Annotated in this window: 24 protein-coding genes; 12 read left to right on the top strand and 12 right to left on the bottom strand. The window is 68.2% G+C overall.

What is annotated here, in order from left to right; genetic code table 11:
- Nucleotides 1–129 precede the first annotated feature (129 nt).
- The 4 genes from EL288_RS12650 to ugpB form a co-directional block, all read right to left on the bottom strand.
- Complete coding sequence (locus EL288_RS12650) at nucleotides 130–1,218, bottom strand: sn-glycerol-3-phosphate import ATP-binding protein UgpC (protein ID WP_003811254.1); 1,089 nt, start codon at nucleotides 1,216–1,218, stop codon at nucleotides 130–132.
- Between the two features lie 52 nt (nucleotides 1,219–1,270).
- Nucleotides 1,271–2,122, bottom strand: a complete 852-nt coding sequence (gene ugpE / locus EL288_RS12645) for a sn-glycerol-3-phosphate ABC transporter permease UgpE (protein WP_003811259.1) — start codon at nucleotides 2,120–2,122, stop codon at nucleotides 1,271–1,273.
- Between the two features lie 19 nt (nucleotides 2,123–2,141).
- A complete protein-coding gene (ugpA, locus tag EL288_RS12640) occupies nucleotides 2,142–3,023 on the bottom strand; it encodes a sn-glycerol-3-phosphate ABC transporter permease UgpA (protein ID WP_003811262.1) in 882 nt (293 codons plus the stop codon).
- 176 nt (nucleotides 3,024–3,199) lie between these two features.
- Complete coding sequence (gene ugpB / locus EL288_RS12635; protein WP_003811264.1) at nucleotides 3,200–4,513, bottom strand: sn-glycerol-3-phosphate ABC transporter substrate-binding protein UgpB; 1,314 nt, start codon at nucleotides 4,511–4,513, stop codon at nucleotides 3,200–3,202.
- 210 nt (nucleotides 4,514–4,723) lie between these two features.
- On the opposite strand from ugpB, the gene proC reads away from it, so the two are divergent.
- The 7 genes from proC to EL288_RS12600 all read left to right on the top strand — a co-directional run bounded on the left by proC (nucleotide 4,724) and on the right by EL288_RS12600 (nucleotide 11,254).
- On the top strand, nucleotides 4,724–5,557 hold the full coding sequence (gene proC, locus EL288_RS12630) for a pyrroline-5-carboxylate reductase (RefSeq protein ID WP_003811267.1): 834 nt from the start codon (nucleotides 4,724–4,726) through the stop codon (nucleotides 5,555–5,557).
- Nucleotides 5,554–6,135 (top strand): queuosine precursor transporter, encoded by a 582-nt coding sequence (locus tag EL288_RS12625; protein ID WP_003811269.1) that lies wholly within the window; start codon nucleotides 5,554–5,556, stop codon nucleotides 6,133–6,135. The genes proC and EL288_RS12625 overlap by 4 nt, the downstream gene beginning before the upstream one ends.
- Before the next feature lie 270 nt (nucleotides 6,136–6,405).
- Nucleotides 6,406–7,521: a branched-chain amino acid ABC transporter substrate-binding protein gene (locus EL288_RS12620; RefSeq protein ID WP_003811271.1), complete on the top strand. Its 1,116-nt coding sequence runs from the start codon at nucleotides 6,406–6,408 to the stop codon at nucleotides 7,519–7,521.
- Nucleotides 7,522–7,623: 102 nt separating this feature from the next.
- On the top strand, nucleotides 7,624–8,550 hold the full coding sequence (gene livH / locus EL288_RS12615) for a high-affinity branched-chain amino acid ABC transporter permease LivH (RefSeq protein WP_003811272.1): 927 nt from the start codon (nucleotides 7,624–7,626) through the stop codon (nucleotides 8,548–8,550).
- A complete protein-coding gene (locus EL288_RS12610) occupies nucleotides 8,550–9,788 on the top strand; it encodes a high-affinity branched-chain amino acid ABC transporter permease LivM (RefSeq protein WP_003811274.1) in 1,239 nt (412 codons plus the stop codon). Before livH ends, EL288_RS12610 begins: the two co-directional genes overlap by 1 nt.
- Nucleotides 9,785–10,552, top strand: a complete 768-nt coding sequence (gene livG / locus EL288_RS12605; RefSeq protein ID WP_003811277.1) for a high-affinity branched-chain amino acid ABC transporter ATP-binding protein LivG — start codon at nucleotides 9,785–9,787, stop codon at nucleotides 10,550–10,552. Before EL288_RS12610 ends, livG begins: the two co-directional genes overlap by 4 nt.
- Nucleotides 10,553–11,254, top strand: coding sequence for an ABC transporter ATP-binding protein (locus EL288_RS12600; RefSeq protein WP_003811279.1), 702 nt, complete (start codon nucleotides 10,553–10,555; stop codon nucleotides 11,252–11,254).
- A gap of 93 nt (nucleotides 11,255–11,347) precedes the next feature.
- Here EL288_RS12600 and cuyB read toward each other — a convergent pair whose 3' ends face one another.
- Both cuyB and EL288_RS12590 read right to left on the bottom strand, forming a co-directional pair.
- Nucleotides 11,348–12,091, bottom strand: a complete 744-nt coding sequence (cuyB, locus tag EL288_RS12595) for a cysteate racemase (RefSeq protein ID WP_003811281.1) — start codon at nucleotides 12,089–12,091, stop codon at nucleotides 11,348–11,350.
- A gap of 116 nt (nucleotides 12,092–12,207) precedes the next feature.
- Nucleotides 12,208–12,822, bottom strand: a complete 615-nt coding sequence (locus tag EL288_RS12590; RefSeq protein ID WP_003811283.1) for a glutathione S-transferase family protein — start codon at nucleotides 12,820–12,822, stop codon at nucleotides 12,208–12,210.
- 124 nt (nucleotides 12,823–12,946) lie between these two features.
- Here EL288_RS12590 and EL288_RS12585 point away from each other — a divergent pair, with 124 nt between their 5' ends.
- Together EL288_RS12585 and EL288_RS12580 are read left to right on the top strand one after the other, a co-directional pair.
- Nucleotides 12,947–14,119 carry a PQQ-dependent sugar dehydrogenase gene (locus tag EL288_RS12585; RefSeq protein WP_033466991.1) on the top strand — a complete coding sequence of 391 codons (1,173 nt, stop codon included), beginning with the start codon at nucleotides 12,947–12,949 and terminating at the stop codon, nucleotides 14,117–14,119.
- Complete coding sequence (locus EL288_RS12580; protein ID WP_003811288.1) at nucleotides 14,116–14,754, top strand: glutathione S-transferase; 639 nt, start codon at nucleotides 14,116–14,118, stop codon at nucleotides 14,752–14,754. The genes EL288_RS12585 and EL288_RS12580 overlap by 4 nt, the downstream gene beginning before the upstream one ends.
- A gap of 12 nt (nucleotides 14,755–14,766) precedes the next feature.
- Here the strand turns inward: EL288_RS12580 and EL288_RS12575 are convergent, their stop codons facing one another.
- Both EL288_RS12575 and EL288_RS12570 read right to left on the bottom strand, forming a co-directional pair.
- Nucleotides 14,767–15,651 carry a DMT family transporter gene (locus tag EL288_RS12575; RefSeq protein WP_003817609.1) on the bottom strand — a complete coding sequence of 295 codons (885 nt, stop codon included), beginning with the start codon at nucleotides 15,649–15,651 and terminating at the stop codon, nucleotides 14,767–14,769.
- The gene (locus EL288_RS12570) at nucleotides 15,648–16,025 is read right to left on the bottom strand and encodes a DUF423 domain-containing protein (RefSeq protein WP_003811293.1); all 378 of its coding nucleotides are present in this window, start codon (nucleotides 16,023–16,025) and stop codon (nucleotides 15,648–15,650) included. Before EL288_RS12570 ends, EL288_RS12575 begins: the two co-directional genes overlap by 4 nt.
- 147 nt (nucleotides 16,026–16,172) lie before the next feature.
- On the opposite strand from EL288_RS12570, the gene EL288_RS12565 reads away from it, so the two are divergent.
- The 3 genes from EL288_RS12565 (at nucleotide 16,173) to EL288_RS12555 (ending at nucleotide 18,137) form a co-directional block, all read left to right on the top strand.
- On the top strand, nucleotides 16,173–16,670 hold the full coding sequence (locus tag EL288_RS12565; RefSeq protein WP_003811295.1) for a DUF2384 domain-containing protein: 498 nt from the start codon (nucleotides 16,173–16,175) through the stop codon (nucleotides 16,668–16,670).
- Complete coding sequence (locus tag EL288_RS12560; protein WP_010928806.1) at nucleotides 16,667–17,188, top strand: RES family NAD+ phosphorylase; 522 nt, start codon at nucleotides 16,667–16,669, stop codon at nucleotides 17,186–17,188. The genes EL288_RS12565 and EL288_RS12560 overlap by 4 nt, the downstream gene beginning before the upstream one ends.
- A 133-nt stretch (nucleotides 17,189–17,321) precedes the next feature.
- Nucleotides 17,322–18,137, top strand: coding sequence for a MetQ/NlpA family ABC transporter substrate-binding protein (locus EL288_RS12555; RefSeq protein WP_003811298.1), 816 nt, complete (start codon nucleotides 17,322–17,324; stop codon nucleotides 18,135–18,137).
- A 12-nt stretch (nucleotides 18,138–18,149) separates the two neighbouring features.
- Here EL288_RS12555 and EL288_RS12550 read toward each other — a convergent pair whose 3' ends face one another.
- The 4 genes from EL288_RS12550 to EL288_RS12535 form a co-directional block, all read right to left on the bottom strand.
- Entirely contained in the window at nucleotides 18,150–19,358 is a 1,209-nt protein-coding gene (locus EL288_RS12550) for an alpha-hydroxy acid oxidase (RefSeq protein ID WP_003811299.1), read from the bottom strand.
- Between the two features lie 84 nt (nucleotides 19,359–19,442).
- A complete protein-coding gene (gene asd, locus EL288_RS12545; protein ID WP_003811301.1) occupies nucleotides 19,443–20,336 on the bottom strand; it encodes an archaetidylserine decarboxylase in 894 nt (297 codons plus the stop codon).
- Between the two features lie 126 nt (nucleotides 20,337–20,462).
- Nucleotides 20,463–20,933: a hypothetical protein gene (locus EL288_RS12540; RefSeq protein ID WP_003811304.1), complete on the bottom strand. Its 471-nt coding sequence runs from the start codon at nucleotides 20,931–20,933 to the stop codon at nucleotides 20,463–20,465.
- Nucleotides 20,934–21,058: 125 nt separating this feature from the next.
- A complete protein-coding gene (locus EL288_RS12535; protein WP_015039935.1) occupies nucleotides 21,059–21,886 on the bottom strand; it encodes an RsiV family protein in 828 nt (275 codons plus the stop codon).
- Nucleotides 21,887–21,899: the final 13 nt, after the last annotated feature.

Genomic DNA, 21,899 nt, shown 5'->3' with positions numbered 1-21,899 from the left:
CGGGCGCCTGTCCCCGCTGCGGCAAGGGTGCCTGTCCCCGCGGGGACAGGTACCTTGGCCCGGCGGGAACAGGCACCTTGGCCCGCCGGGGCAGGCACCTCGGCCCGGCGGGGACAGGCACCGAATACGTCAGAGCCCTTCGACGCGGCGGCCGGTATCGGCCTCGAACCAGTGCAGGGGGTGGCGGCCGTCGGGGCCGATGGTCAGCGTGTCGCCGACCCGGGCGGGCGTCTCGGAAAACTGGCGGGTGCTGCAGCGCACCACCACCATGTGCTTGCCGCAGCGGCCATGGACGAGTTGCTCGGAGCCCAGTGTCTCGATCATTTCGATTTCGGCGGCCAGGCCCTGCGCGTTGAGCAGCATGTGCTCGGGACGCAGGCCCATGACGACCTTGCGGCCGCGCACCTGTTGCGGCACGGCCAGCGGCGAAATGTCGAGCGCGATGCCATCGCTGGTATGCACGATGCCGTCGCCGCCCACGGCGACTTCCAGCAGATTCATGGGCGGCGAGCCGATGAAGCCCGCCACGAAGGTCGAGGCCGGCTTCTCGAACACCTCCATCGGTGTGCCGATCTGCTCGGGCACGCCCTGGTACATCACCACCATGCGGTGCGCCAGCGTCATGGCCTCGACCTGGTCGTGCGTGACGTACAGGCTGGTGGTGTTCAGGCGGCGATGCAGCTTGAGGATTTCCAGCCGCATCGCCACGCGCAGCTTGGCGTCCAGGTTGGACAGCGGCTCGTCGAACAGGAATACCTTGGGTTCGCGCACGATGGCGCGGCCCATGGCCACGCGCTGGCGCTGGCCGCCGGACAGGGCGCGCGGGCGCCGGTCCAGCAGCTTGCCCAGCTCGAGGATCTGCGCGGCGGCCTCGACGCGCTTGCGGATCTCGTCCTTGGGCAGCCTGCGGATCTTCAGGCCGTAGGCCATGTTGTCGAACACGCTCATGTGCGGGTAGAGCGCATAGTTCTGGAACACCATGGCGATATCGCGCTCGGCCGGCTCCAGCGTGTTGACGACCTTGTCGTCGATGAGGATCTCGCCCTCGGTGACGGTTTCCAGGCCGGCCACCATGCGCATCAGGGTGGATTTGCCGCAGCCCGACGGGCCGACGATGACGATGAACTCGCCATCGGCGACGTCCATGTCGATGCCGTGGATCACCGGCACGTTGCCGGCATAGGTTTTCTTGACGTTGCGAAAGCTGAGAGTAGCCATACGGATGTAATCGTCTGCGTGATTCTGGGGCGGAAGGCGGGCGGGCGGCGGCTTACTTCTCGGTGTCGACCAGACCCTTGACGAACCATTTCTGCATCAGGATGACCACCAGCGCGGGCGGGATCATGGCCAGGATCGCGGTGGCCATGGTGATATTCCATTCGGTGACGCTGTCGCCCCCGCTGATCATGCGCTTGATGCCGATGACCACGGGATACATGTCTTCCTGGGTGGTGATCAGCAGCGGCCACAGGTACTGGTTCCAGCCATAGATGAACTGGATCACGAACAGGGCCGCGATGCTGGTGCGCGACAGCGGCAGCAGCACGTCGCGGAAGAACCGCATCGGGCCGGCGCCGTCGATGCGCGCGGCCTCGACCAGTTCGTCGGGCACGGTCAGGAAGAACTGGCGGAACAGGAAGGTGGCCGTGGCCGAGGCGATCAGCGGCAGCGTCAGGCCGGCGTAGCTGTTGAGCAGGCCCAGGTCGGCCACCACCTTGTAGGTGGGCGCGATGCGCACCTCCACGGGCAGCATCAGCGTGACGAAGATCATCCAGAAGAAGAACATGCGGCCGGGGAAGCGGAAATACACCACCGCGAACGCCGACAGCAGCGAGATGGCGATCTTGCCCAGCGAGATCGCCAGCGCCATGATCAGGCTTACATACATCATGCGGCCCACCGGCGCGCCGTACGAGCCGCCGCCCGAACCGGCGAACAGCGCCTGCATGTAGTTGTCGACGAAATGCTTGCCGGGAATCAGCGACATGGGCGCCGAGGCGACTTCCTGCGCCGTCTGCGTGGAAGCCACGAAGGTGACGTATATCGGGAAGGCCACCAGCGCCACCCCGCACAGCAGGATGAAGTGGGCCAGGATGTCCAGCCAGGGACGACGTTCTACCATGGTTGTTGACCTTCTGCTTTCAATACTGGACCTTGCGGTCGATGTAGCGGAACTGCAGCACGGTGAGCGCCACCACGATGGCCATCAGCACGACGGACTGCGCCGCCGAGGAGCCCAGGTCCAGCCCGCGGAAGCCGTCGCTGTAGACCTTGTAGACCAGGATGGAAGTGGCCGTGCCGGGGCCGCCCTGCGTGGTCGTGTCGATGACCGCGAACGTATCGAAGAACGCGTAGATGATATTGACCACCAGCAGGAAGAAGGTGGTGGGCGAGAGCAGGGGAAACACGATGGTCCAGAAGCGGCGCGCGGGCGAGGCGCCGTCGATGGCGGCCGCCTCGATCAGCGAGCGCGGGATCGATTGCAGCCCGGCCAGGAAGAACAGGAAGTTGTACGAGATCTGCTTCCACACCGCGGCGATCAGCACCAGGATGAGGGCCTGGTCGCCATCGAGGCGGGGGTTCCAGTTCACGCCCATGCCGTTGAGCGCCACGGCCAGGATGCCGACCGAAGGCGAGAACAGGAACAGCCACAGCACGCCCACTACCGCCGGCGCCACGGCGTAGGGCCAGATGAGCAGGGTCTTGTACAGGCCGGCGCCGCGCAGCACGCGGTCGGCCATCACGGCCAGCAGCAGCGAGACCGCCAGCCCGACGAAGGCCACCAGCGCCGAGAACACGGCGGTGACGCGGAAGGAGTCCAGATAGCTTTGCTGCGAGAACAGGTCGGCGAAGTTGGCCAGCCCGACGAACTCCGACGACAGTCCGAAGGCATCTTCCAGGCGCAGGGATTGCCACATGGCCTGGCCCGCCGGCAGGAAGAAGAAGACGATGGTGATGATGATCTGCGGCGCCAGCAGCAGGTAGGGCAGTGTCTTGTGGCCGAATACGACGCGTTTTTCCATGGAGCGGAAGTCCAGGTGAGAATACAGGCGGCCGGCCGGTAATGCCGGCCGGCCGCTACAGGCACAGGCCAAACGCACGAGGCTCCGAACCCGCTCATGCCGCGAAGTCAGGGCCCGTTTGCGGCGGCGCATGACGCATCATGCGCCAGGCCGCCTGGCGCCGGGCGAAAAGCCCGCTACTTTACACTTTTCTCGAACTTCTCCAGCAGCTCGTTGCCGCGCTTGACGATGCTCTGCAGGCCGTCCTTGGCCGGCACCTTGCCCGCGACGATGCGCTCGATCTCGGCGTCCTCGATCTCGCGGATCTGCGGCAGGTAGCCCAGGCGCAGGCCGCGCGACTGCGCGGTGGTTTCCACGTTCAGCTGCTTGACGCCGACGTCGGTGCCGGGATTCTTGTCGTAGAAGCCCTGCTTCTGCGTCAGTTCGTAGGCGGCCTTGGTCACCGGCACGTAGCCGGTCTGCTGGTGCCAGCGGGCGGCGATCTCGGGGCTGGCCAGGAACTTGAAGAACTTGGTCACGCCCTTGTAGGTCTCGGGTTTCTTGTTGGCGAAGACCCACAGCGAGGCGCCGCCGATGATGGTGTTCTGCGGCGCGCCCTGCACGTCGCTGTAGTAGGGCAGGGTCGAGGTGCCGAACTCGAACTTGGCGTTCTTGGCGATGTTGGCGCGCAGGCCGCTCGAGCCGGTGATCATGGCGCACTTGCCGCTGATGAACAGCGAGTTGGGCTCGTCGCCGCGCCCGCCGTACATGAAGATGCCTTCCTTGGCCAGCTTGGCGAGGTTGTCGAGATGGCGCACGTGCAGGGGCGTGTCGACCGCCAGGCGGGCGTCCAGGCCGGCGAAGCCGTTGTCCTTGGTGGCATAGGGCACGTTGTGCCAGGCCGAGAAGGTCTCCAGCTGCACCCAGGACGGCCAGGAGGTGGTGTAGCCGCATTCCTGGCCGGCTGCCTTCAGCTTCTGGCCGGCGGCGGCCAGCTCTTCCCAGGTCTTGGGCGGCTTGTCGGCGTCCAGGCCGGCCTTCTTGAAGGCGTCCTTGTTGTAGTAGAACACCACGGTGGAGCTGTTGAAGGGCATGGATACCAGCTTGCCCTCGGGCGACGAGTAGTACCCCGCGACCGCGCCGATGAATTGCTTGGGATCGATGGGGTCGCCCACTTCCTCGGACATCTGCTGCACCGGCTTGATGGCGCCCTTGGCGTACATCATGGTGGCGGTGCCGACTTCGAACACTTGCAGGATGTCCGGCGCGTTGCCGGCGCGAAAGGCCGCGATGCCGGCGTTCATCGATTCGCCGTAGTTGCCCTTGTAGACCGCCTTGATCTGGTAGTCGGCGTTCTGCTTGTTGAACTCCTCGACCAGGCCGTTGACGCGATCGCCGAGCGCGCCTTCCATCGAGTGCCAGAACTGGATTTCAGTGGCGGCGTGCGCCGAGGCACCGGCGAACGCGGCCATGACGGCGGCGAAAGTGAGCGCTAGACGTTGGGATCTCATGAAGGGGTTCCTCCGGTTGTAGACCATCGCATCGGCGGTTCGCGCAATGCGAAAGTGTGACACCTTATGAATTGTTTGTGACAAAGGCGTGACTTTTACACCACAGCCCGGTGCTGTCAAACGCCGGGCCGCGCCCGGCCTGCCTTCCAGGGCCGATCGCCCGGTGAGGCCATTCTGCATCCTGGGGCGGCGGTTTACAATCACGGCACTATGAAAAACGATCTCTCCATCGCGTTCATCGGCGGCGGCAACATGGCCGCCGCCCTGGCCAGCGGCCTGGCCGGCAAGGTCTGCCCGGCAGCCAATATCCATGTCGTCGACATCAATGCGGACTCGCACGCCGGCTGGCGCGCCCGCGGCATGAGCGCCGCGGCGGCGCCGGACGCCACCCTGGCAGGCTGCCGGGTGTGGGTCTATGCGGTCAAGCCGCAGCATATGCGCGAGGCCGTGGCCGGCACGCGCCCGTGGCTGCGCCCGGACACGCTGATCGTCAGCGTGGCGGCGGGCATCCGCGCCGATACGCTGGCCGGCTGGCTGGGCGAACCGGGCCAGCCATGGCAGCGCCTGGTGCGCTGCATGCCCAATACGCCGGCGCTGGTGGGGGCGGGGATGACCGGCCTGGCCGCCTTGCCGGGCGTGACCCCGCAGGACCGCGAACTGGCCGGCCAGCTGCTCACTTCGGTGGGCGAGGTGGTCTGGGTCGACGGCGACGCCGGGCTGGACGCCGTGACCGCGCTGTCGGGCAGCGGCCCGGCCTATGTGTTCCTGTTCATCGAGGCGCTGATCGCCGGCGGCCGCGCCGTCGGGCTGACCGACGAGCAGGCGCGCCAGCTGGCGCTGGGCACGCTGGCCGGCGCCACGCGGCTGGCAGCGCAATCGGATGAACCGCCGGCCGTGCTGCGCGAGCGGGTCACCTCCAAGGGAGGCACCACCGCCGCCGCGCTGGACGTGTACGCCCAGGGCGACTTCGCCGGCCTGGTCGAGCGCGCCATGCAGGCCGCCGCGCGCCGGTCGCGCGAGCTGGCCGAGGAGTTCGGCCGATGAGTTCGGCATCGCGCCGCTACGAGCCGCTGCGCAGCGGCCCGTTCCTGCTGGCGGTGTTTTGCATGGGCCTGGTGGTGGTGGGGTCCAATATCCTGGTGCAGGTGCCCCTGAACGACTGGCTGACCTGGGGCGGCCTGTCCTATCCGGTGGCATTCCTGGTCACCGACGTGCTGAACCGGCGCTACGGGCCGGACGCGGCGCGCCGGGTGGCCTGGTTCGGCTTCGCCGCGGCGCTGGCGGTGTCGGTCTGGGTGGCCTCGCCGCGTATCGCGCTGGCTTCGGGCCTGGCCTACCTGTGCGCGCAGTTGATCGACATCCGGGTGTTCGACCGGCTGCGCGACCAGCGCTGGTGGCGCGCTCCGCTGATCTCCGGCGTGATCGGGGCGGTGGCGGACACGGCGGTGTTCTTCAGCGTGGCGTTCGCCGGCTCCGATACGCCCTGGGTCACCTGGATGCTGGGCGACCTGGCGATCAAGCTGGCCGTCAATATCAGCATGCTGGCGCCGTTCCGGGCGCTGATGTGGAACCTGGCGCGGCCGGCCGAGGCGCGGCCCGCCCAGGCCTCGACGGGGCGTTGAACCGGGTCTGGGACGACGCGGCGTAAGTTTCGTGAAAGCCGCGTCGTATAAGGCTCGCGCGGCAATTCACGGCGTCATGTGTCACGCATTTCGACGGGGTCCCAAACATTGGGGATTACACGCAGTGACACGCTTCTTCCTAGCTCGCAGAATACCGGCCACATTGCTTTTTTGCCCAAGAAGCCGGCAATGCCCGTTGCGATGCGCAGCCCACCCTGTTGCGCAGTCCGATGCAAAGCCGCTCAAAACCTCTAGCCGGGAGAATTCCGCATGAAGTTTTCGCAACGCTTTACCCCGCTTGCCGTTGCACTCGGCGCACTCGCCTTTGCGGGCGCCGTGCATGCCGCCGACACGATCAAGATCGGCATTCCCCAGCCCATGACCGGTCCCAATACCCAATACGGCGACCAGATCCAGGCCGGCGCGCTCACCGCGATCGAAACCATCAACGCCAAGGGCGGCGTGAAGGGCAAGAAGCTGGAGCCCATCCTGATCGACGACGGCTGCGAACCGAAGCAGGCCGTGCCGGCGGCCAACCGCGTGGTCAACTCGGGCGCCAAGTTCGCCGTGGCGCATGCATGCTCGGGCGTGACGGTGGCCGCGGTCAACGTCTACGAACAGGAAGGCATCGTCGCCATCACCCCGGGCGCCACCTCGCCGCTGGTGACCGACACCATCAAGCCGCATTTCTTCTTCCGCACCATCGGCCGCGACGACCAGCAGGGCCCGTTCGCCGCCCGCTACATCGCCAACACGATCAAGCCCAAGAAGGTGGCCGTGCTGCACGACAAGCAGACCTACGGCTCGGGCGTGGCGACCCAGGTCAAGGACACGCTGGAGCGCAACAAGGTCAACGTGGCGCTGTTCGAGGGCATCAACGTCGGCGACAGCGACTACTCGGCCATCATCACCAAGCTGAAGTCGGCCGGCGTGGACTTCGTCTACTTCGGCGGCTACCACCCCGAGCTGGGCCTGCTGCTGCGCCAGGCGCGCGAACAAGGCCTGAACGTGCAGTTCATGGGACCGGAAGGCACCGCCAACCAGGACCTGGTGGCCATCGCCGGCCCGGCCATCGACGGGCTGCTGGTGACGCTGCCGTCGGACTTCACCAAGCTGCCTGGCAATGAAGGGGTGGTCAAGGCGTTCCAGGACGCCAAGCGCGACCCCGACGGCGCGTTCCAGATGCCGGCCTATGCCGCGGTGCAACTGCTGGCCGAAAGCATCAACGCGGTGGGCGAAGACCCCGCCAAGGTGGCCGACCACCTGCACAAGAACACCTTCAACACCGCCATCGGCAAGGTCGAGTACGACGCCAAGGGCGACCTGAAGGACTTCGAGTTCGCCGTCTTCAAGTGGGACAAGAACGGCAAGAAGACCCAGCTGTAAACACGCGACGGGCCGGCTATCCGCCGGCGCCTCAACGTACGCCCAGGTTTCCGGCTCCGGGTCGCACTACCGGAGCCGGAGCCATTTGGAGCACGAGTAAACATGTCAGACCTCATCCCACAACTTACCCAGCAGTTCTTCAACGGACTGTCCCTGGGGGCGATCTACGCGTTGATTGCCATTGGCTACACAATGGTCTACGGCATCATCGGTATGATCAACTTCGCCCACGGCGAGATCTACATGATCGGCGCCTACGTCGGCCTGGTCACGCTGACGGCCATCGGCACCAACAGCGGCCTGCCGCTGCCTTTCATCATCGCCGCCATGCTGGTGGTCGCCATCTTCGTGACCGGCGTCTACGGCTATAGCGTCGAACGCGTGGCGTACCGGCCCGTGCGCGGCAGCCCCCGCCTGGTGGCGCTGATCTCGGCCATCGGCATGTCGATCTTCCTGCAGAACTGGGTCGCCCTCGGGCAGGGCGCGCGCGACATGGCCGTGCCGGCGCTGGTCTCGGGCGCGGTGCAGTTCCACATGGGTTCCAGCTTCGACGTCACCGTACCGTATTCGCGCATCATGATCATCGTGGTGACCGTGGTGCTGATGGTGGCGCTCACGCTGTTCATCAAGTATTCGCGCATGGGGCGCGCCTCGCGCGCCTGCTCGCAGGACATGCACATGGCCAACCTGCTGGGCATCGACACCAACCGGGTGATTTCCTTCACCTTCGTGCTGGGCGCCATGCTGGCCGCGGTGGGAGGCGTGCTGATCGCCATCACCATCGGCAAGCTGAATCCGTTCATCGGCTTCCTGGCGGGCATCAAGGCGTTCACCGCCGCGGTGCTGGGCGGCATCGGCAGCATTCCCGGCGCGATGCTGGGCGGCGTGCTGCTGGGCCTGGCCGAAACCTTCGCGGCCGCCTACATCTCATCGCAATACAAGGACATCGTGGCTTTTGCGCTGCTGGTGCTGATCCTGCTGTTCCGTCCCACCGGGCTGCTCGGCAAACCTGAGGTGGAAAAAGTCTGATGACCCAACAAAGTCCTCTCAAGAATGCCACGATCGCCGCGGTCATGACCGCCGTCATCGTGACGCCGATCTTCGGCCTGCAGCTGGTGCGCCAGGGCGCGCGCACCCTGATGGAGCCGCGCTGGGACCTGGTCGCGCTGGCCTGCGCGCTGGTTTTTGCGTTCCAACTGTTGCGCCCATGGATTTCCAAGCCCTTCAAGGCGCTGAAAACAGGCCTGCCGACGCTGCCGTCGGCGCCGGCGCGCGGCCACAAATGGCTGGTCGTGCTGCTGATCGCCGTCGCGGTGATCTGGCCGTTCTTCAGCGGGCGCAGCTCGGTGGACATCGCCACGCTGGTGCTGATCTACGTCATGCTGGGCCTGGGGCTGAACATCGTGGTCGGCTTCGCCGGCCTGCTCGACCTGGGCTTCGTGGGCTTTTACGCGGTCGGGGCCTATACCTACGCCTTGCTTTACCACTGGGGCGGCTGGAGCTTCTGGGAAGCGCTGCCGTTCTCGGGCGCGGTCGCGGCGCTGTTCGGCTTCGTGCTGGGCTTTCCGGTGCTGCGCCTGCGCGGCGACTACCTGGCCATCGTCACGCTGGGCTTTGGCGAAATCATCCGCCTGCTGCTCATCAACCTGAACATGCTGACCGGCGGCCCGGACGGCATATCCGGCCTGCCCAAGCCCAGCGTGCTGGGCATGGAAATGGCGCGCCGCGCCAGCACGGAAGGCGGCCAGACCTTCCATGAGATCATGGGCTGGACCTTCCAGAACCAGCACATGGTGATCTACCTGTACCTGATGGCGCTGGCGTTGGCGCTGGCGACGCTGTTCGTCTCCACGCGGCTGATCCGCATGCCGGTGGGGCGCGCCTGGGAGGCGCTGCGCGAAGACGAGATCGCCTGCCGCTCGCTGGGCCTGAACCCCACGCGCATCAAGCTGTCGGCCTTCACGCTGGGCGCCATGTTCGCCGGTTTCGGCGGCGCCTTCTTCGCGGCCCGCCAGGGCATGGTCAACCCCGAGTCGTTCACCTTCATCGAATCGGCGCTGATCCTGGCCATCGTGGTGCTGGGCGGGATGGGCTCGCAGATCGGGGTGATCCTGGCGGCGATCCTGCTGACGGTGCTGCCGGAGCTGGCGCGCGAGTTCGCCGAATACCGCATGCTGATGTTCGGCCTGGTGATGGTATTGATGATGATGTGGCGTCCGCAGGGATTGCTGCCCATGAAGCGTCCGCATGTGGAGCTGCGCAAATGAGCGAAACCCTGTTGAAAGTATCCGGACTGACCATGCGCTTCGGCGGCCTGCTGGCCGTCGACAGCGTGGCCTTCGAGGTCAGGCGCGACGAAGTGTTCGCCATCATCGGCCCCAACGGCGCCGGCAAGACCACGGTGTTCAACTGCGTGGGTGGCTTCTACAAGCCGACCGCCGGCGAGATCGTGATGGACGGCAAGCCGATTACCGGCATGCCCAGCCACAAGGTGGCGCGCCATGGCCTGGTGCGCACGTTCCAGAACGTGCGGCTGTTCAAGCAGCTGACGGTGCTGGAGAACCTGCTGGTGGCGCAGCACACCCAGGTCGAGGCGCGCCTGCTGCCGGGCCTGCTCAAGCTGAAATCCTACCGGCAGGCCGAAGCCGAGGCGCTGACGCGAGCGGCCCAATGGCTGGACTTCATGGGCTTGCGCGAATTCGCCAACCGCGAGGCGGGCAACCTGGCGTACGGCCACCAGCGCCGCCTGGAGATCGCGCGCTGCATGATCACCAAGCCGCGCCTGCTGATGCTCGACGAGCCGGCCGCCGGCCTGAACCCGCAGGAAAAGCGCGACCTGCAGTCGCTGATCGATCAGTTGCGGCGCGAGTTCGGCGTCGCGGTGCTGCTGATCGAGCACGACATGAGCCTGATCATGGGAATATCCGACCGCATCCTTGTCATGGAACACGGCAAGCCCATCACGACCGGCATCCCCGATGAGGTGCGCAACGACCCGCGCGTCATCAAGGCGTACCTGGGGGAAGAATAAATGCTGAAGCTGGAAAACATCCACACCTACTACGGGGCCATCCAGGCGCTCAACGGCGTATCGGTGGAGGTCAAGCAGGGCGAGATCGTCACCCTGATCGGCGCCAACGGCGCGGGCAAGACCACCTTGCTCATGACGGTATGCGGCAACCCGCGCGCGCGCGAAGGCGTCATCACCTTCGAGGGCAAGGACATCACGCATGCCGAGACGCACCACATCATGCGCAGCGGCATCGCCATCTCGCCCGAGGGGCGGCGGGTCTTCAAGGATCTGACCGTGGCCGAGAACCTGATGATGGGCGGCTTTTTCTCCAGGCGCGAGGAAGTCGACGCCGGCCTGGAGCACGTCTACACGCTGTTTCCGCGCCTGAAGGAGCGCGCCGGCCAGCGCGCCGGCACCATGTCGGGCGGCGAGCAGCAGATGCTGGCCATCGGCCGCGCCTTGATGACGCAGCCTCGGCTGCTGCTGCTGGACGAACCCACGCTGGGCCTGGCGCCGTTGATCATCGCGCAGATCTTCGACATCATCCGCACCATCCGCGAGCAGGGCGTCACGGTGTTCCTGGTCGAGCAGAACGCCAACAAGGCCCTGCAAGTGGCCGACCGCGGCTACGTGCTGGAGAACGGCCGGGTGGTGCTGCACGACACGGGCGCCAACCTGCTGGTCAACGACCAGGTGCGCAAGGCCTATCTGGGCGGGTAGGCCGAGGTGCCTGTCCCCGCTGGGACAGGCACACTGCCGTGCGCCATCGAAGACGGTATCTGTCCCCGCCGGGACAGGCACCCGCGCGCAGCGTTACGCGACCAGCTTCTGCGCCTGCTGGTCGGCCTCGTAGTGTTCGATGGCGGCCAGGGCAAGCGCGTCGATGGAGTCGGTCAGCCTGATTCCCAGGCCCGGCCGCAGGGCGTGCGGGACGGCCAGGGGCAGCTCGGTGCAGCCCAGCACCACGGCATCGGCGCCGCGCGCTTTCAGGCGGGCGATGCATTCGGCGGCCGGCTCGTAGGCGAGGTCCAGGCGGTTGGCCTTGACGGCGCGGATCGAACCCATGCAGTAGCGCTCGACTTCGTCGGGCTCGGGAATGATGCAGCTGTAGCCCTGGCGCTGCAGCGTCTGCTGGTACAGCCCCAGCGCCAGCGTGGCCGAGGTGCCCATCAGGCCGATGCGTCCGCCGTGCAGGCCCTGGCGGCGCAGGTCCTGCGCCACGGCTTCGATGATGTGCAGCACGGTGCAGCCGGCCACCGCGGCCAGCGGTTCGTACCAGAGATGGGCCGTGTTGCACGGGATCGCGATCAGGCGCGCGCCGGCTTCGCGCAGGAAACGCATGCCCGCGATCATGGCGGGCAGGGGATCTTCGCCGCCCTGCGTGCGGGCATTGCTGCGGTCGGGAATGCGAGGGTCATTGAGCAGCAGCGTGGGAATGTGCTGCTGGTCGGACTGGGCAGGGGTCAGGGCCGCCAGCCGCAGCGCGAATGCCGCGCCGGCCATGGGTCCCATGCCGCCGAGTACGCCCAGGTAACAACTTTGCGTGGGGGCTGTCATCTGTACTTCCGCAGGGCGCCGCAATCGCGGCGACGCCCACCGGCGCGCGCCGTGCGCGCCAGGGTGGTCGATCTGTGAATCGGAGCCCGCATCATACCCTGCGGGCGCCAGGCGTATTACGAAAGCCCTTCGGCCTTCAGCGCGGCTTGCACCGCCGGGTCGGCCTGCATGCGCTCGAAGAACGCCGCCAGGTTGTCCTGGCCGGAAAGGTCGATCTGCTTGCCGTGGGCCCAGCGCAGGACCACGTACAGGTAGGCGTCGGCGATGGAAGGGCGGGCGCCCGCAAGGAAAGAGCGGCCCTGCAGATGGGTGTCGAGCTGGCCGAACAGGCCGCGCAGCATGGCGGCGGCCGAGGCGCGCACTTCCTCCTGCGCCGCGGCGTCGGCCACGAAGCGCTGCGGGCCGAACACCGCCGAGAAGGTCTTGTGCACGTCGGAGTTGATGAAACCCAGCCAGCGGCGCACCTCGGCGCGCGAGCGCGCCGTGCCGTCGCCCAGCAGATTCAGCTGGGGCGCCTGTTCGGCCAGGTATTCGAGGATGGCGGCGTTCTGCGTCAGGGCCCAATCGCCTTCGGTCAGCGCGGGCACCGCGCCCAGCGGATTGATCTTGAGGAACGCCGGCTCCTTGAGCGCTTCGCGCGACAGCGCATGCGTCTCGTAGGGCTTGCCGATCCATTCCAGCACGATATGGGCCGCCAGCGAGCAGGCGCCGGCCATGTAGTACAGTTTCATCGTAGAGGGTCTCCGTAGCGGGGCGCGCGCCGCGCCCCGGCCCGGGTATGGTACGCCAGTTCGATGGCGCCCCCGGCGGGCCCGCCTGTCGCATACACCAACCACCTGTCGCGGGGAGGCTTCGATGTTGCGCGTACTTGCTGCCACGATCATGCGCCATGGCGTCCTGCCGGCACTGCTGGCCGCCCTGGCCGCGCCGGCCACGGCGGCGCAGGTCGCGTCCGAGCCGACGCGGGCCGATGCCCGCGTCACCGAGGTGGCCGACGGGCTCGAGCATCCCTGGTCCCTGGCCTTCCTGCCCGATGGCGGCATGCTGATCACCGAGCGGCCCGGGCGCCTGCGCCACCTGGCGCCCGGCGGCGCGCTGTCGGCGCCGCTGCAGGGCGTGCCCAAGGTCGCGGCCCAGGGGCAGGGCGGCCTGCTCGATGTGGCGCTGTCGCCGGATTTCGCGCATGACCGCCTGGTCTACCTGTCGTACGCCGAGGCCGGCGAGGACCGCAGCGGCACGGCGGTCGGGCGCGGCAGGCTGTCGGCCGACCTGACGCGGCTGGACGACTTCACCGTGATCTTCCGCCAGCAGCCCAAGCTGTCGCGCGGCCAGCACTACGGCGCGCGCCTGGTGTTCGACCGCCAGGGGTTCCTGTTCGTCGCGCTGGGGGAGAACAATGACCGGCCCACGGCGCAGGACCTGGACAAGCTGCAGGGCAAGGTGGTGCGCCTGCATGCCGACGGATCGGTCCCGGCCGACAATCCCTTCGTGGGCCACGCCGGGGCGCGCCCGGAAATCTGGTCGTACGGCCATCGCAATCCGCAGGGCATGGCGCTCAATCCCTGGAACGGCCAGCTGTGGGAGCACGAGCATGGTCCGCGCGGCGGCGACGAAATCAACGTGGTGGTGCGCGGCGCCAATTACGGCTGGCCGCTGGCCACGCACGGCATCAATTACTCGGGCCTGCCGATTCCGGAGGCCAAGGGGGACACGCTGCCCGGCGGACAGGAGCCGCGGTACTGGTGGCGGCGCTCGCCGGCCATCAGCGGCATGGCGTTCTACACCTCGGACCGGTATCCGCAATGGCGCGGTTCGCTGTTCATCGGCGCATTGGGCAGCGAAGAACTGATCCGGCTGCAGCTCGACGGCGAGCGAGTCGTGGCCGAGGAGCGCCTGCTGGGCGAGCGCAAGGCGCGCATCCGCGATGTGCGCCAGGGGCCCGACGGCGGGATCTATGTGTTGACCGATGCGGCCAAGGGCGCGCTATGGCGCGTCGCGCCGGCCGCGGTTTCAGGAGGCGGATCATGAGCACGTACGAACTGATCGGCTCGCGCGGGTGCGGGTCGGCCATCGTCGAGATGGCCCTGGCGCTGGCCAATGTGCCCTATACCCTGACGGACTTGCCCTATCTGAAGCCGGGGCCGGGCCGCGACCGGCTGTTGAGCCTGAACGTGACCGGCCAGGTGCCGACGCTGGTGCTGCCCGATGGCGAAGTCATGACCGAAAGCGCGGCCATCGTCATGCACCTGCACGATGTGGCGCCGGCTGCCGGCCTGGCGCCGCCGCCCGGCAGCGCCGAACGGGCGCGCTTCTGGAACACGCTGGTGCGCCTGGTGGCGGGCGTGTATGCCACCTTCACCTACGGCGACGATCCGGCCAAGTGGACCTTGCCGGGCGATGCGGCCGAACTGCTGCGCACGCGCGTGCACGACCGGCGCGCGCAGCTGTGGCAGGAGATCGAACGCGGGGCTGGCGCGCCGCACGTGCTGGGCCGCCGTTTCAGCGCGCTGGACCTGTATGTCGTGGTCATGACGCGCTGGCGGCCGGGGCCGCCATGGTTTCAGAGCGTCTGTCCCAGGCTGGCGGCGGCGGCCCGCCGCGCGGCCGAGGAGCCCAACGTGGCGCAGGTGCTGCGGCGCCATTTCGACCCGCCGCTGGAATAGCCGGTCCGGCGCCTAGCTGCGGCGCCGGCTGGTGGCGCGCCAGGCGATGTACAGGCCGCTGCCGGCAATGAATGCCGCGCCCACGCAGTCGAGCAGGTCCGGCGTTTCGTGCCAGAACAGCCAGCCCAGCAGCGTGGCCCACAGCAGTCCGGTGTAGTCGAACGGCGCGACCACCGAAGCCGGCCCGATGCGAAAGCCCTGGGTGATCAGCGTCAGGCCGAGCGTGCTGAACAGCGCCACGCCGGCGAAAAAGGGCAGGTCGGCCCAGACCGGCGTGGTCCAGAACCAGGCCACGGCCACGGCGCTGCACACCAGTTGGCCTGCCACGATGTAGAACATCGTGGTCAGCATGCTTTCGCCGCGGCCGATGGCGCGCGCGGTCAGCATCATCACGGCGTACAGCAGCGCCGTGGCCAGCGGCCACAGCGCCGCGGCCTGGAAGCTGGCCGAGCCGGGGCGCACGATGACCAGCACGCCGGCAAAGCCTGCCGCCACCGCCAGCCAGCGCGCCGCGTCCACGCGCTCCTTCAGGACCAGCACCGACAGCGCGGTGACGAACAGCGGCGCCGCGAACGCGATGGCGGCGTTCTCGGCCAGCGGCAGCGCCTGCAGGCCCAGGTAGAAAAAAGTGGCCGAGATGACGTTGATGGCGCCACGCACCAGGTGCACCAGCGGATACTGCGTGCGCAGGGCGCGCCGCCCGCCCAGCGACGCGGTCAGCGCCAGCACGACGGGCATGGCGATCAGGGCGCGCAGGAACAGGATCTGCACCGGGCTGTAGCGCTCGCCCAGCCACTTGGCCTGGGCGTCGCTCAGGGTAAGACAGAAGATGCCCACCGCGACGCAGGCGATGCCGACCAGCGGCGAGGCGGCGCGCGTGTTCGCGGTTGCGATCATGCGGGCGCGCGCCAGGCCGCCCAGGCGACCATCGCCCATGCCGCCAGGAACGCCACGCCGCCCAGCGGGGTGACGGCGCCCAGCCAGCGGGTGCCGGTCAGCACCAGCACGTACAGGCTGCCGCAGAACAGCAGGATGCCGATGAACATGACCAGGCCGGCCATCGACAGCAGCGGCGAGCCGAAGCGCGCGCCCAGCAGGGCGACGACGAACAGGCCGAGCGCGTGGATGAGGTGATAGAGCACGCCGGTGTGCCAGATGGCCAGCAGGGTGGGGTCGACCACGCGCCTGAGGCCGTGTGCGCCGAACGCGCCGGCGCCTACGGCGACCATGATATTGAGCGCCGCCAGCACGATGAGTTGCCGATCCGTCATGAGGTTTCCTTGCATTGCGGGATACGAAAGATGCCTATGATAAGGGGCCGGCGCTCCCGCGCGCGGCGCGCCCGGTCTTGCGATGGGGTTTCATATGGAATATAATATGTTCTAAATGGAATTAACTGTCCTGTGCAGGAGGCCGCCATGAGCATTGCCATCGCCGAGAAAAGCCCCGCCCGGGGCGCGCCCAAGCGGCGCGCGCCGGCGGCGCGCAAGCGCGCCCTCGAGGAAGAGGCGCGCGTCGATTCCTTCGCCGACCTGGTCGACAGTCCCTTGATCGCCATGGCGCACGGCGTGCAGCGCGGGCTGTCGCCGCGCCTGCTCGACGACGCGGCCGATTACCTGCAAGTGCCCAAGTCCGAGATCATGGCCATCACCGAGGTGAAGGCCGCCTCGCTGTCGCGCTGGATGCGCGACGGGCAGGCGCTGCCCCTGGGCGAGTCGGACCGCCTGGCGCGGGTGGCGCGCGTGACCAAGGTGGCGCGCCAGGTGCTGGGCGGCGACGCCGAAGCGGTGCAATGGCTCAATACGCCGGTGCCCGCCCTGGGCAACGTCAAGCCGCTGTCGCTGCTGACCTCGGACGCCAGCAGCCGCATCGTCGAGGATACCCTGGCCCGCGCCGCCGCCGGGGTCTACGCTTGAGCCATGTATCGCTGTGGCGCATCGCCACCACGGCGGGCAAGTACCGCGCCGACGACCTGAGCGGCGCCGGCGCGGCGGCGGTGGGCGGGCGCTACAACAGTCCGGGCACCGCCGTGGTGTACACCTCGTCCTGCGTGGCGCTGGCGGTGCTGGAGACCGTGGTGCATTTCGCCGCGCCGGCCACCGCGCAGGCCAACCGTTACCTGATCGAGATCGTGGTGCCGCGCGCGGTGTACGAGGCGCGCCAGGTCCTGGAGGTCGACGCGCTGCACAAGCGCCATCCCTTCTGGGACGCGGTGCCGTTTGCCGAAGTGTCGCAGCGCATCGGCGACGCCTGGGTGCGCGACAACGGCTCGGCCCTGCTGCAGCTGCCCAGCGCCATCGTGCCGTGCCGCGGGGTGCCGGACTGCAATCTGCTGATCAATCCGCAGCATCCCGATGCCGCGAGCGTGCGGGTGGCGCGGCGCGAGAAGTTCATCTACGATCCGCGCCTGGCGCCCGGCGGGCCGCGCCAGTGAGGGCCATGCCCCGCGGCGCCACGTCCTGTACCCGTCCCGCGGCAGCCTGATCCCCTTGCCGGGCGCAGGGCTACCGGCCCGGCCGCGCGGCCCGTGCGGCACAATGGGATTTTTGGCGCAAGGCGAGGCGGCAATGCGGATTCGAAGCGGCTGGATGCAATGGTTGGGCGCGCTGGCGCTGTGGTGCGCGGCGGCCGGCGCGGGCGCGGCCCAGCAGGCGCCGCTGCGCATAGGCGTGATCGCCAGCGTGGCCAACGAGGCCACCGAGATCGCCATCGCGCAGGCGCGGGCGCAGGGGCTGGAGGTCAAGCTGATCGAGTTCAACGACTGGGTCATGCCCAACATCGCCGCGGCCGAAGGCTCGATCGACGCCAATTTCTTCCAGCACGAGCCTTTCCTGCAATTGTTCAACCGCAGCCGGGGCACGCACCTCACGCCGATCGCGTACGGTTATTCCACCACCATCGGCCTGTTCTCGAAGAAACTGAAGAAAGGCGATGCCATCCCGCAGGGCGCGACCATCGCCGTGCCCAACGACCCGGTCAATACCGGGCGCGCGCTGCAGCTGCTGGCCTCGATCGGGCTGATCGGGCTCAAGCCCGGCGCCGGGCACCAGGCCACGCTGCAGGATGTCACCGACAATCCGCGGCGCATCAAGCTGGTGCAGCTGGAAGGCTCGCAGTCGGCGCGCACCTTCGACGACGTAACGGCCTCGGTCACCTACACCACCTTCGCCAAGCACGCGGGCATCGACGAAAAGGACGGGCTGGCATTCGACAACACCGACCCCGAGACGGTGCGCCGCTACGCCATCCGCTGGGTCGCCACGCCCGAGCGGGCGCAGGATCCGCGCTTGCTGGCCTTCATCCGCATCTACCAGTCCTCGCCCGAGGTCAAGGCGACCCTGCGCCGCCTGTATGGCGAACTGATCGACTTCCCCTGGGAGTGAGGGGACCGCGCCTTACAGACGGCGCAGCAGCCCGGGCGCCATGGCGGTGCAGCGCGTCACGCCCAGCATGGCCATGTTGCGGTCGATCTCCTCGCGCAGCAGGCCGATGGCGTGCGCCACGCCGGCTTCGCCGCCCACCGCGGCGGCATAGTTGAAGGGCCGGCCCAGGAACACGAAGCGCGCCCCCAGCGCCAGCGCCTTGAGCACGTCGCCGCCGCGCCGGATGCCGCTGTCCATCATGACGGCCATGGCGCCGGCCGCCTCGGCGATGTCGGGCAGCACGCGCAGGGGCGCGCAGGCGCCATCGAGCTGGCGCCCGCCGTGATTCGAGACGATGATGCCGTCGGCCCCATGGGCGCGCGCCAGGGCGGCGTCGCGCGGATGCATGATGCCCTTGATGACCAGCTCGCCGCGCCAGGACCGGCGGATGCGCTGCACATGGCTCCAGTCCAGGTGGTCGCGCGCCGAGAAATCGCGCAGCACGTTGGCCGACAGGATGGGCGCGCCGCGCGTGGCGAACGAGTTCTCGAAATGCGGCATCCCGTGCGCCAGCAGGGTGCGCAGGAAGGTGCCGGCCAGCCAGCGCGGGCGGCTCAGGCCGTCCCAAGCCAGCCGCAGGCCAGGCTTGAGCGGGGTGGAGAAGCCCGTGCGCACATTGTTCTCGCGGTTGGCCGAGACTGGAATATCCACGGTCAGCACCAGCGTCCGGTAGCCGGCGCGCGCCACGCGCTCGACCAGCGCGTCGATGCGCGCGGGGTCGCCGGGCAGGTAGGCCTGGAACCAGGTGCCCGGCGCCTGGCGCGCCACTTCCTCGAGCGGGATGAGCGACGATCCGCTCATGATGGCGGGGATGCCCGCCGCGCGCGCCGCGCGGGCCAGCACGATGTCGCCGCGGTAGGCCGACAGGGCGCTGATGCCCATGGGGGCGACGCCAAAGGGCGCGGCCCATTCCTGGCCGAAGAGCTCGGTGCGCGTATGGCGCGCCGAGACGTCCACCAGCACGCGCGGCAGGAATCCGTATTCGGCGAAGGCGCGCCGGTTGTCGTCGTGTGCCTGGTTGTCCTCGGCCGCGCCCGCCACGTAGCCGAAAATCGGCCGCGGCAGGCGGCGCCGCGCCGCCGCTTCGAAGTCATTGAGCGACAGCAGCTTGCGCAGCGAGGCGGGAACGGCGGCGGCGCGGGCGGCGGAGGCGGCGGACAGGGGCAGTGCGGAAGACGACATGAGAGCTCCAGAAACGGCGGCGATGGCCAGGCCGCAATCTAGCAAGCCCTCATGTATCGATAAAGCGAATTTATTATGAGATGTTTATTCGCTTTCTGGAAATGAAATGGCGGTGCTGGCGGGCAATGCCAGGGTTTCGCCCATCCGTACCGGCCCGCGTACCGAGGGCAGGTCCAGCCAGCGCAAGCGCTTGGGGCCGAACAGCACGATGACGGTGGAGCCCAGCTTGAAGCGGCCCATTTCGGCGCCCTTGTCCAGATGGATGGGCGCACGGGCGGCGGCGTCGTAGCGGACGCTGCGCACCTGGCGCTTGTGCGGCGTCACCAGGCCGGCCCAGACGGTTTCGATGGACGCGACGATCATGGCGCCGACCAGCACCAGCGCCATGGGGCCATGCTCGGTGTCGAACAGGCAGGCCACGCGTTCGTTGCGCGCGAACAGTTCCGGCACGCTGCGCGCGGTCAGCGGGTTCACGGAAAACAGGCGGCCGGGCACGTGCACCATTTCGCGCAGCGTGCCGGCCAGGGGCATGTGCACGCGGTGGTAGTCGCGCGGCGACAGGTAGATGGTGGCGAACTGGCCGCCGGCAAACGGCGCGGCGCGCTCGGCGTCGCCGCCCAGCAGGTCGGTCAGCCCGAAGCTGTGGCCCTTGGCCTGGAAGATGCGGCCGTTGTCGATGGCGCCGATCTGGCTGATGGCGCCGTCGGCCGGGCACAGCGCCGCGCCGGGCTCGTCGTCCAGCGGGCGGGCGTCCGGCTTGAGCGCGCGCGTGAAGAAGTCGTTGAAGCTGGCGTAGGCCAGCGGGTCCTCGACCAGGGCTTCGCTCATGTCGACGTTGTAGCGGCGTACGAAGCGCGCAATCATGCGGTTCTTGATTTCGGGGGCGCGGCAATCCGCCACGCGGCCCATCAGGCGCGAGACCAGGTGATGCGGAGCGAGATACTGGCTGGCGAGAAAAAGCTGGTCTTTGAAAGGCATGTATGGGTTCGGCGAACGGCGCCGGGCAGGCGCCGCACTGGTGGGAACGGATACAGACGGGCCGCGCGCGGCGTCCGTGGCGACAGGCGGCAATTGTAACGTGGAATGGGCGCGCGCCCGCGTTGGTCAGGGCTGGGGCAGGCGCTCGACCGGCACGTCGGCCGGCACGCGCGTCAGGCGCTCGCGGTCGATGCGGCGGCTGACGAAGCTGGTGCTGCGCGCGGCGGCGTTGCGCAACAGCACCGACAGCACGGCGCCCTTGTCCTGGATCCAGCGCGGCTTGGCGCGCAGCAGCTTCATGGCGCTGTCGGGGTTGCCCATCCGGTAGTTCATGCCGTTGATGGCGGTGGTGCGCTTGCCGTCGAAATGGGTCTCGTCGAGCTCGGTGATGGCGGCCGCGTCCAGGTTGTTGCAATCGTGTTCGACGCGATAGACGAACTTGATGCCGCTGTGCGGATCCTTGATGACCACCAGCTTGTCGGCGCCCGAGATATCCGAAAGCATGCCCACGACGATGGACTCGACCCATTGGTTGCCGCGCTGCTCCTCGGTGTACAGCAGGATGGTGGCGGGCGTGGGACGGGCGGATTCGGTCATGGGCGGTGCGGTCGTAGAGGGGCGCTCGCTGCGCGGCAGCCGCATGATAGGCGCGGCCGGCGCGCGGCAAAGGCGCGAACAACGGGCCTTGCGCCGCGTTGTTCGGCGGCGCCCGCCGCCGGCGCTCAGCCCGCCGGGATGAACTCGGGGCGCAGAACGCCGCGCAGGCGCTCGTAGGGAATGAGGATTTCCGGCTGTCCGTGCGAATACGGCGCGATGGTATAGGCGTCGTACTTGACCACCAGCCCCTGGCGGGTGAGGGCGAAATTGGTGGTTTCCTGGAACGGCCACATGCGGTCGTAGGCGGCGCGGTCGCGCTGCGCGTCTTCGTTGGCGGCCAGCCATCGCTGGTGTGCCTCGCGCATGGCGACGACATACTCGGCCTTGCGGCTGGGGATCAGGACCTCGTCCAGCGTCAGCGGGCGGCCCTGGCCGCGTTGCCAGTTCAGGTAATGCGTGGCGGGGATGCCGTGCGCCGCGCCGGTCAGGAACTGGGTGGTGCCCAGCTCGACGGCGACGATGTCGCCCACCACGTCCTTGACGCTGGCCTTGAAGTAGGTGGCGTCGCGCGCCTGGGCGGTTTTCCAGAAGTACTGCGTGTATTCGGACAGCGTCTGGTAGCGGCCGCGCAGGTTCTGGTCCACGCCGGTCATGGCGGCCAGCTGGCGGTCGACCAGCTCGCTCAGGGCCGGGATGCCGGGGAAGGACACGCTGTCGATCTCGACGCGCGGGCATTCGCCGGTGCAGCCCGGCTTGGCGCTGGCCCATTGGATGCGCTCGGTGCGCACGTCGCCGATGGTGGCCGGCTCGGCGCCGGCCGCGGCGGGAGCGGCGCCGGCCAGCGTGATGTCGGCCGGCGGCGCGCTGCCGCAGGCGGCCAGCAAGGCCAGCGCGCCGGCGGCGCAAAGCAGTTTCAGGCGGGGCGGGGGCAGCGCGGTCGCGCGGTACTTCATGGGCGTTGCTCCA

It is taken from the genome of Bordetella bronchiseptica (assembly GCF_900636925.1).
Taxonomy (GTDB): Bacteria; Pseudomonadota; Gammaproteobacteria; order Burkholderiales; family Burkholderiaceae_B; genus Bordetella; species Bordetella pertussis.
The sequence above is the reverse complement of the archived record's forward strand: the minus strand, read 5'-3'. Positions and strand labels throughout refer to the sequence as shown.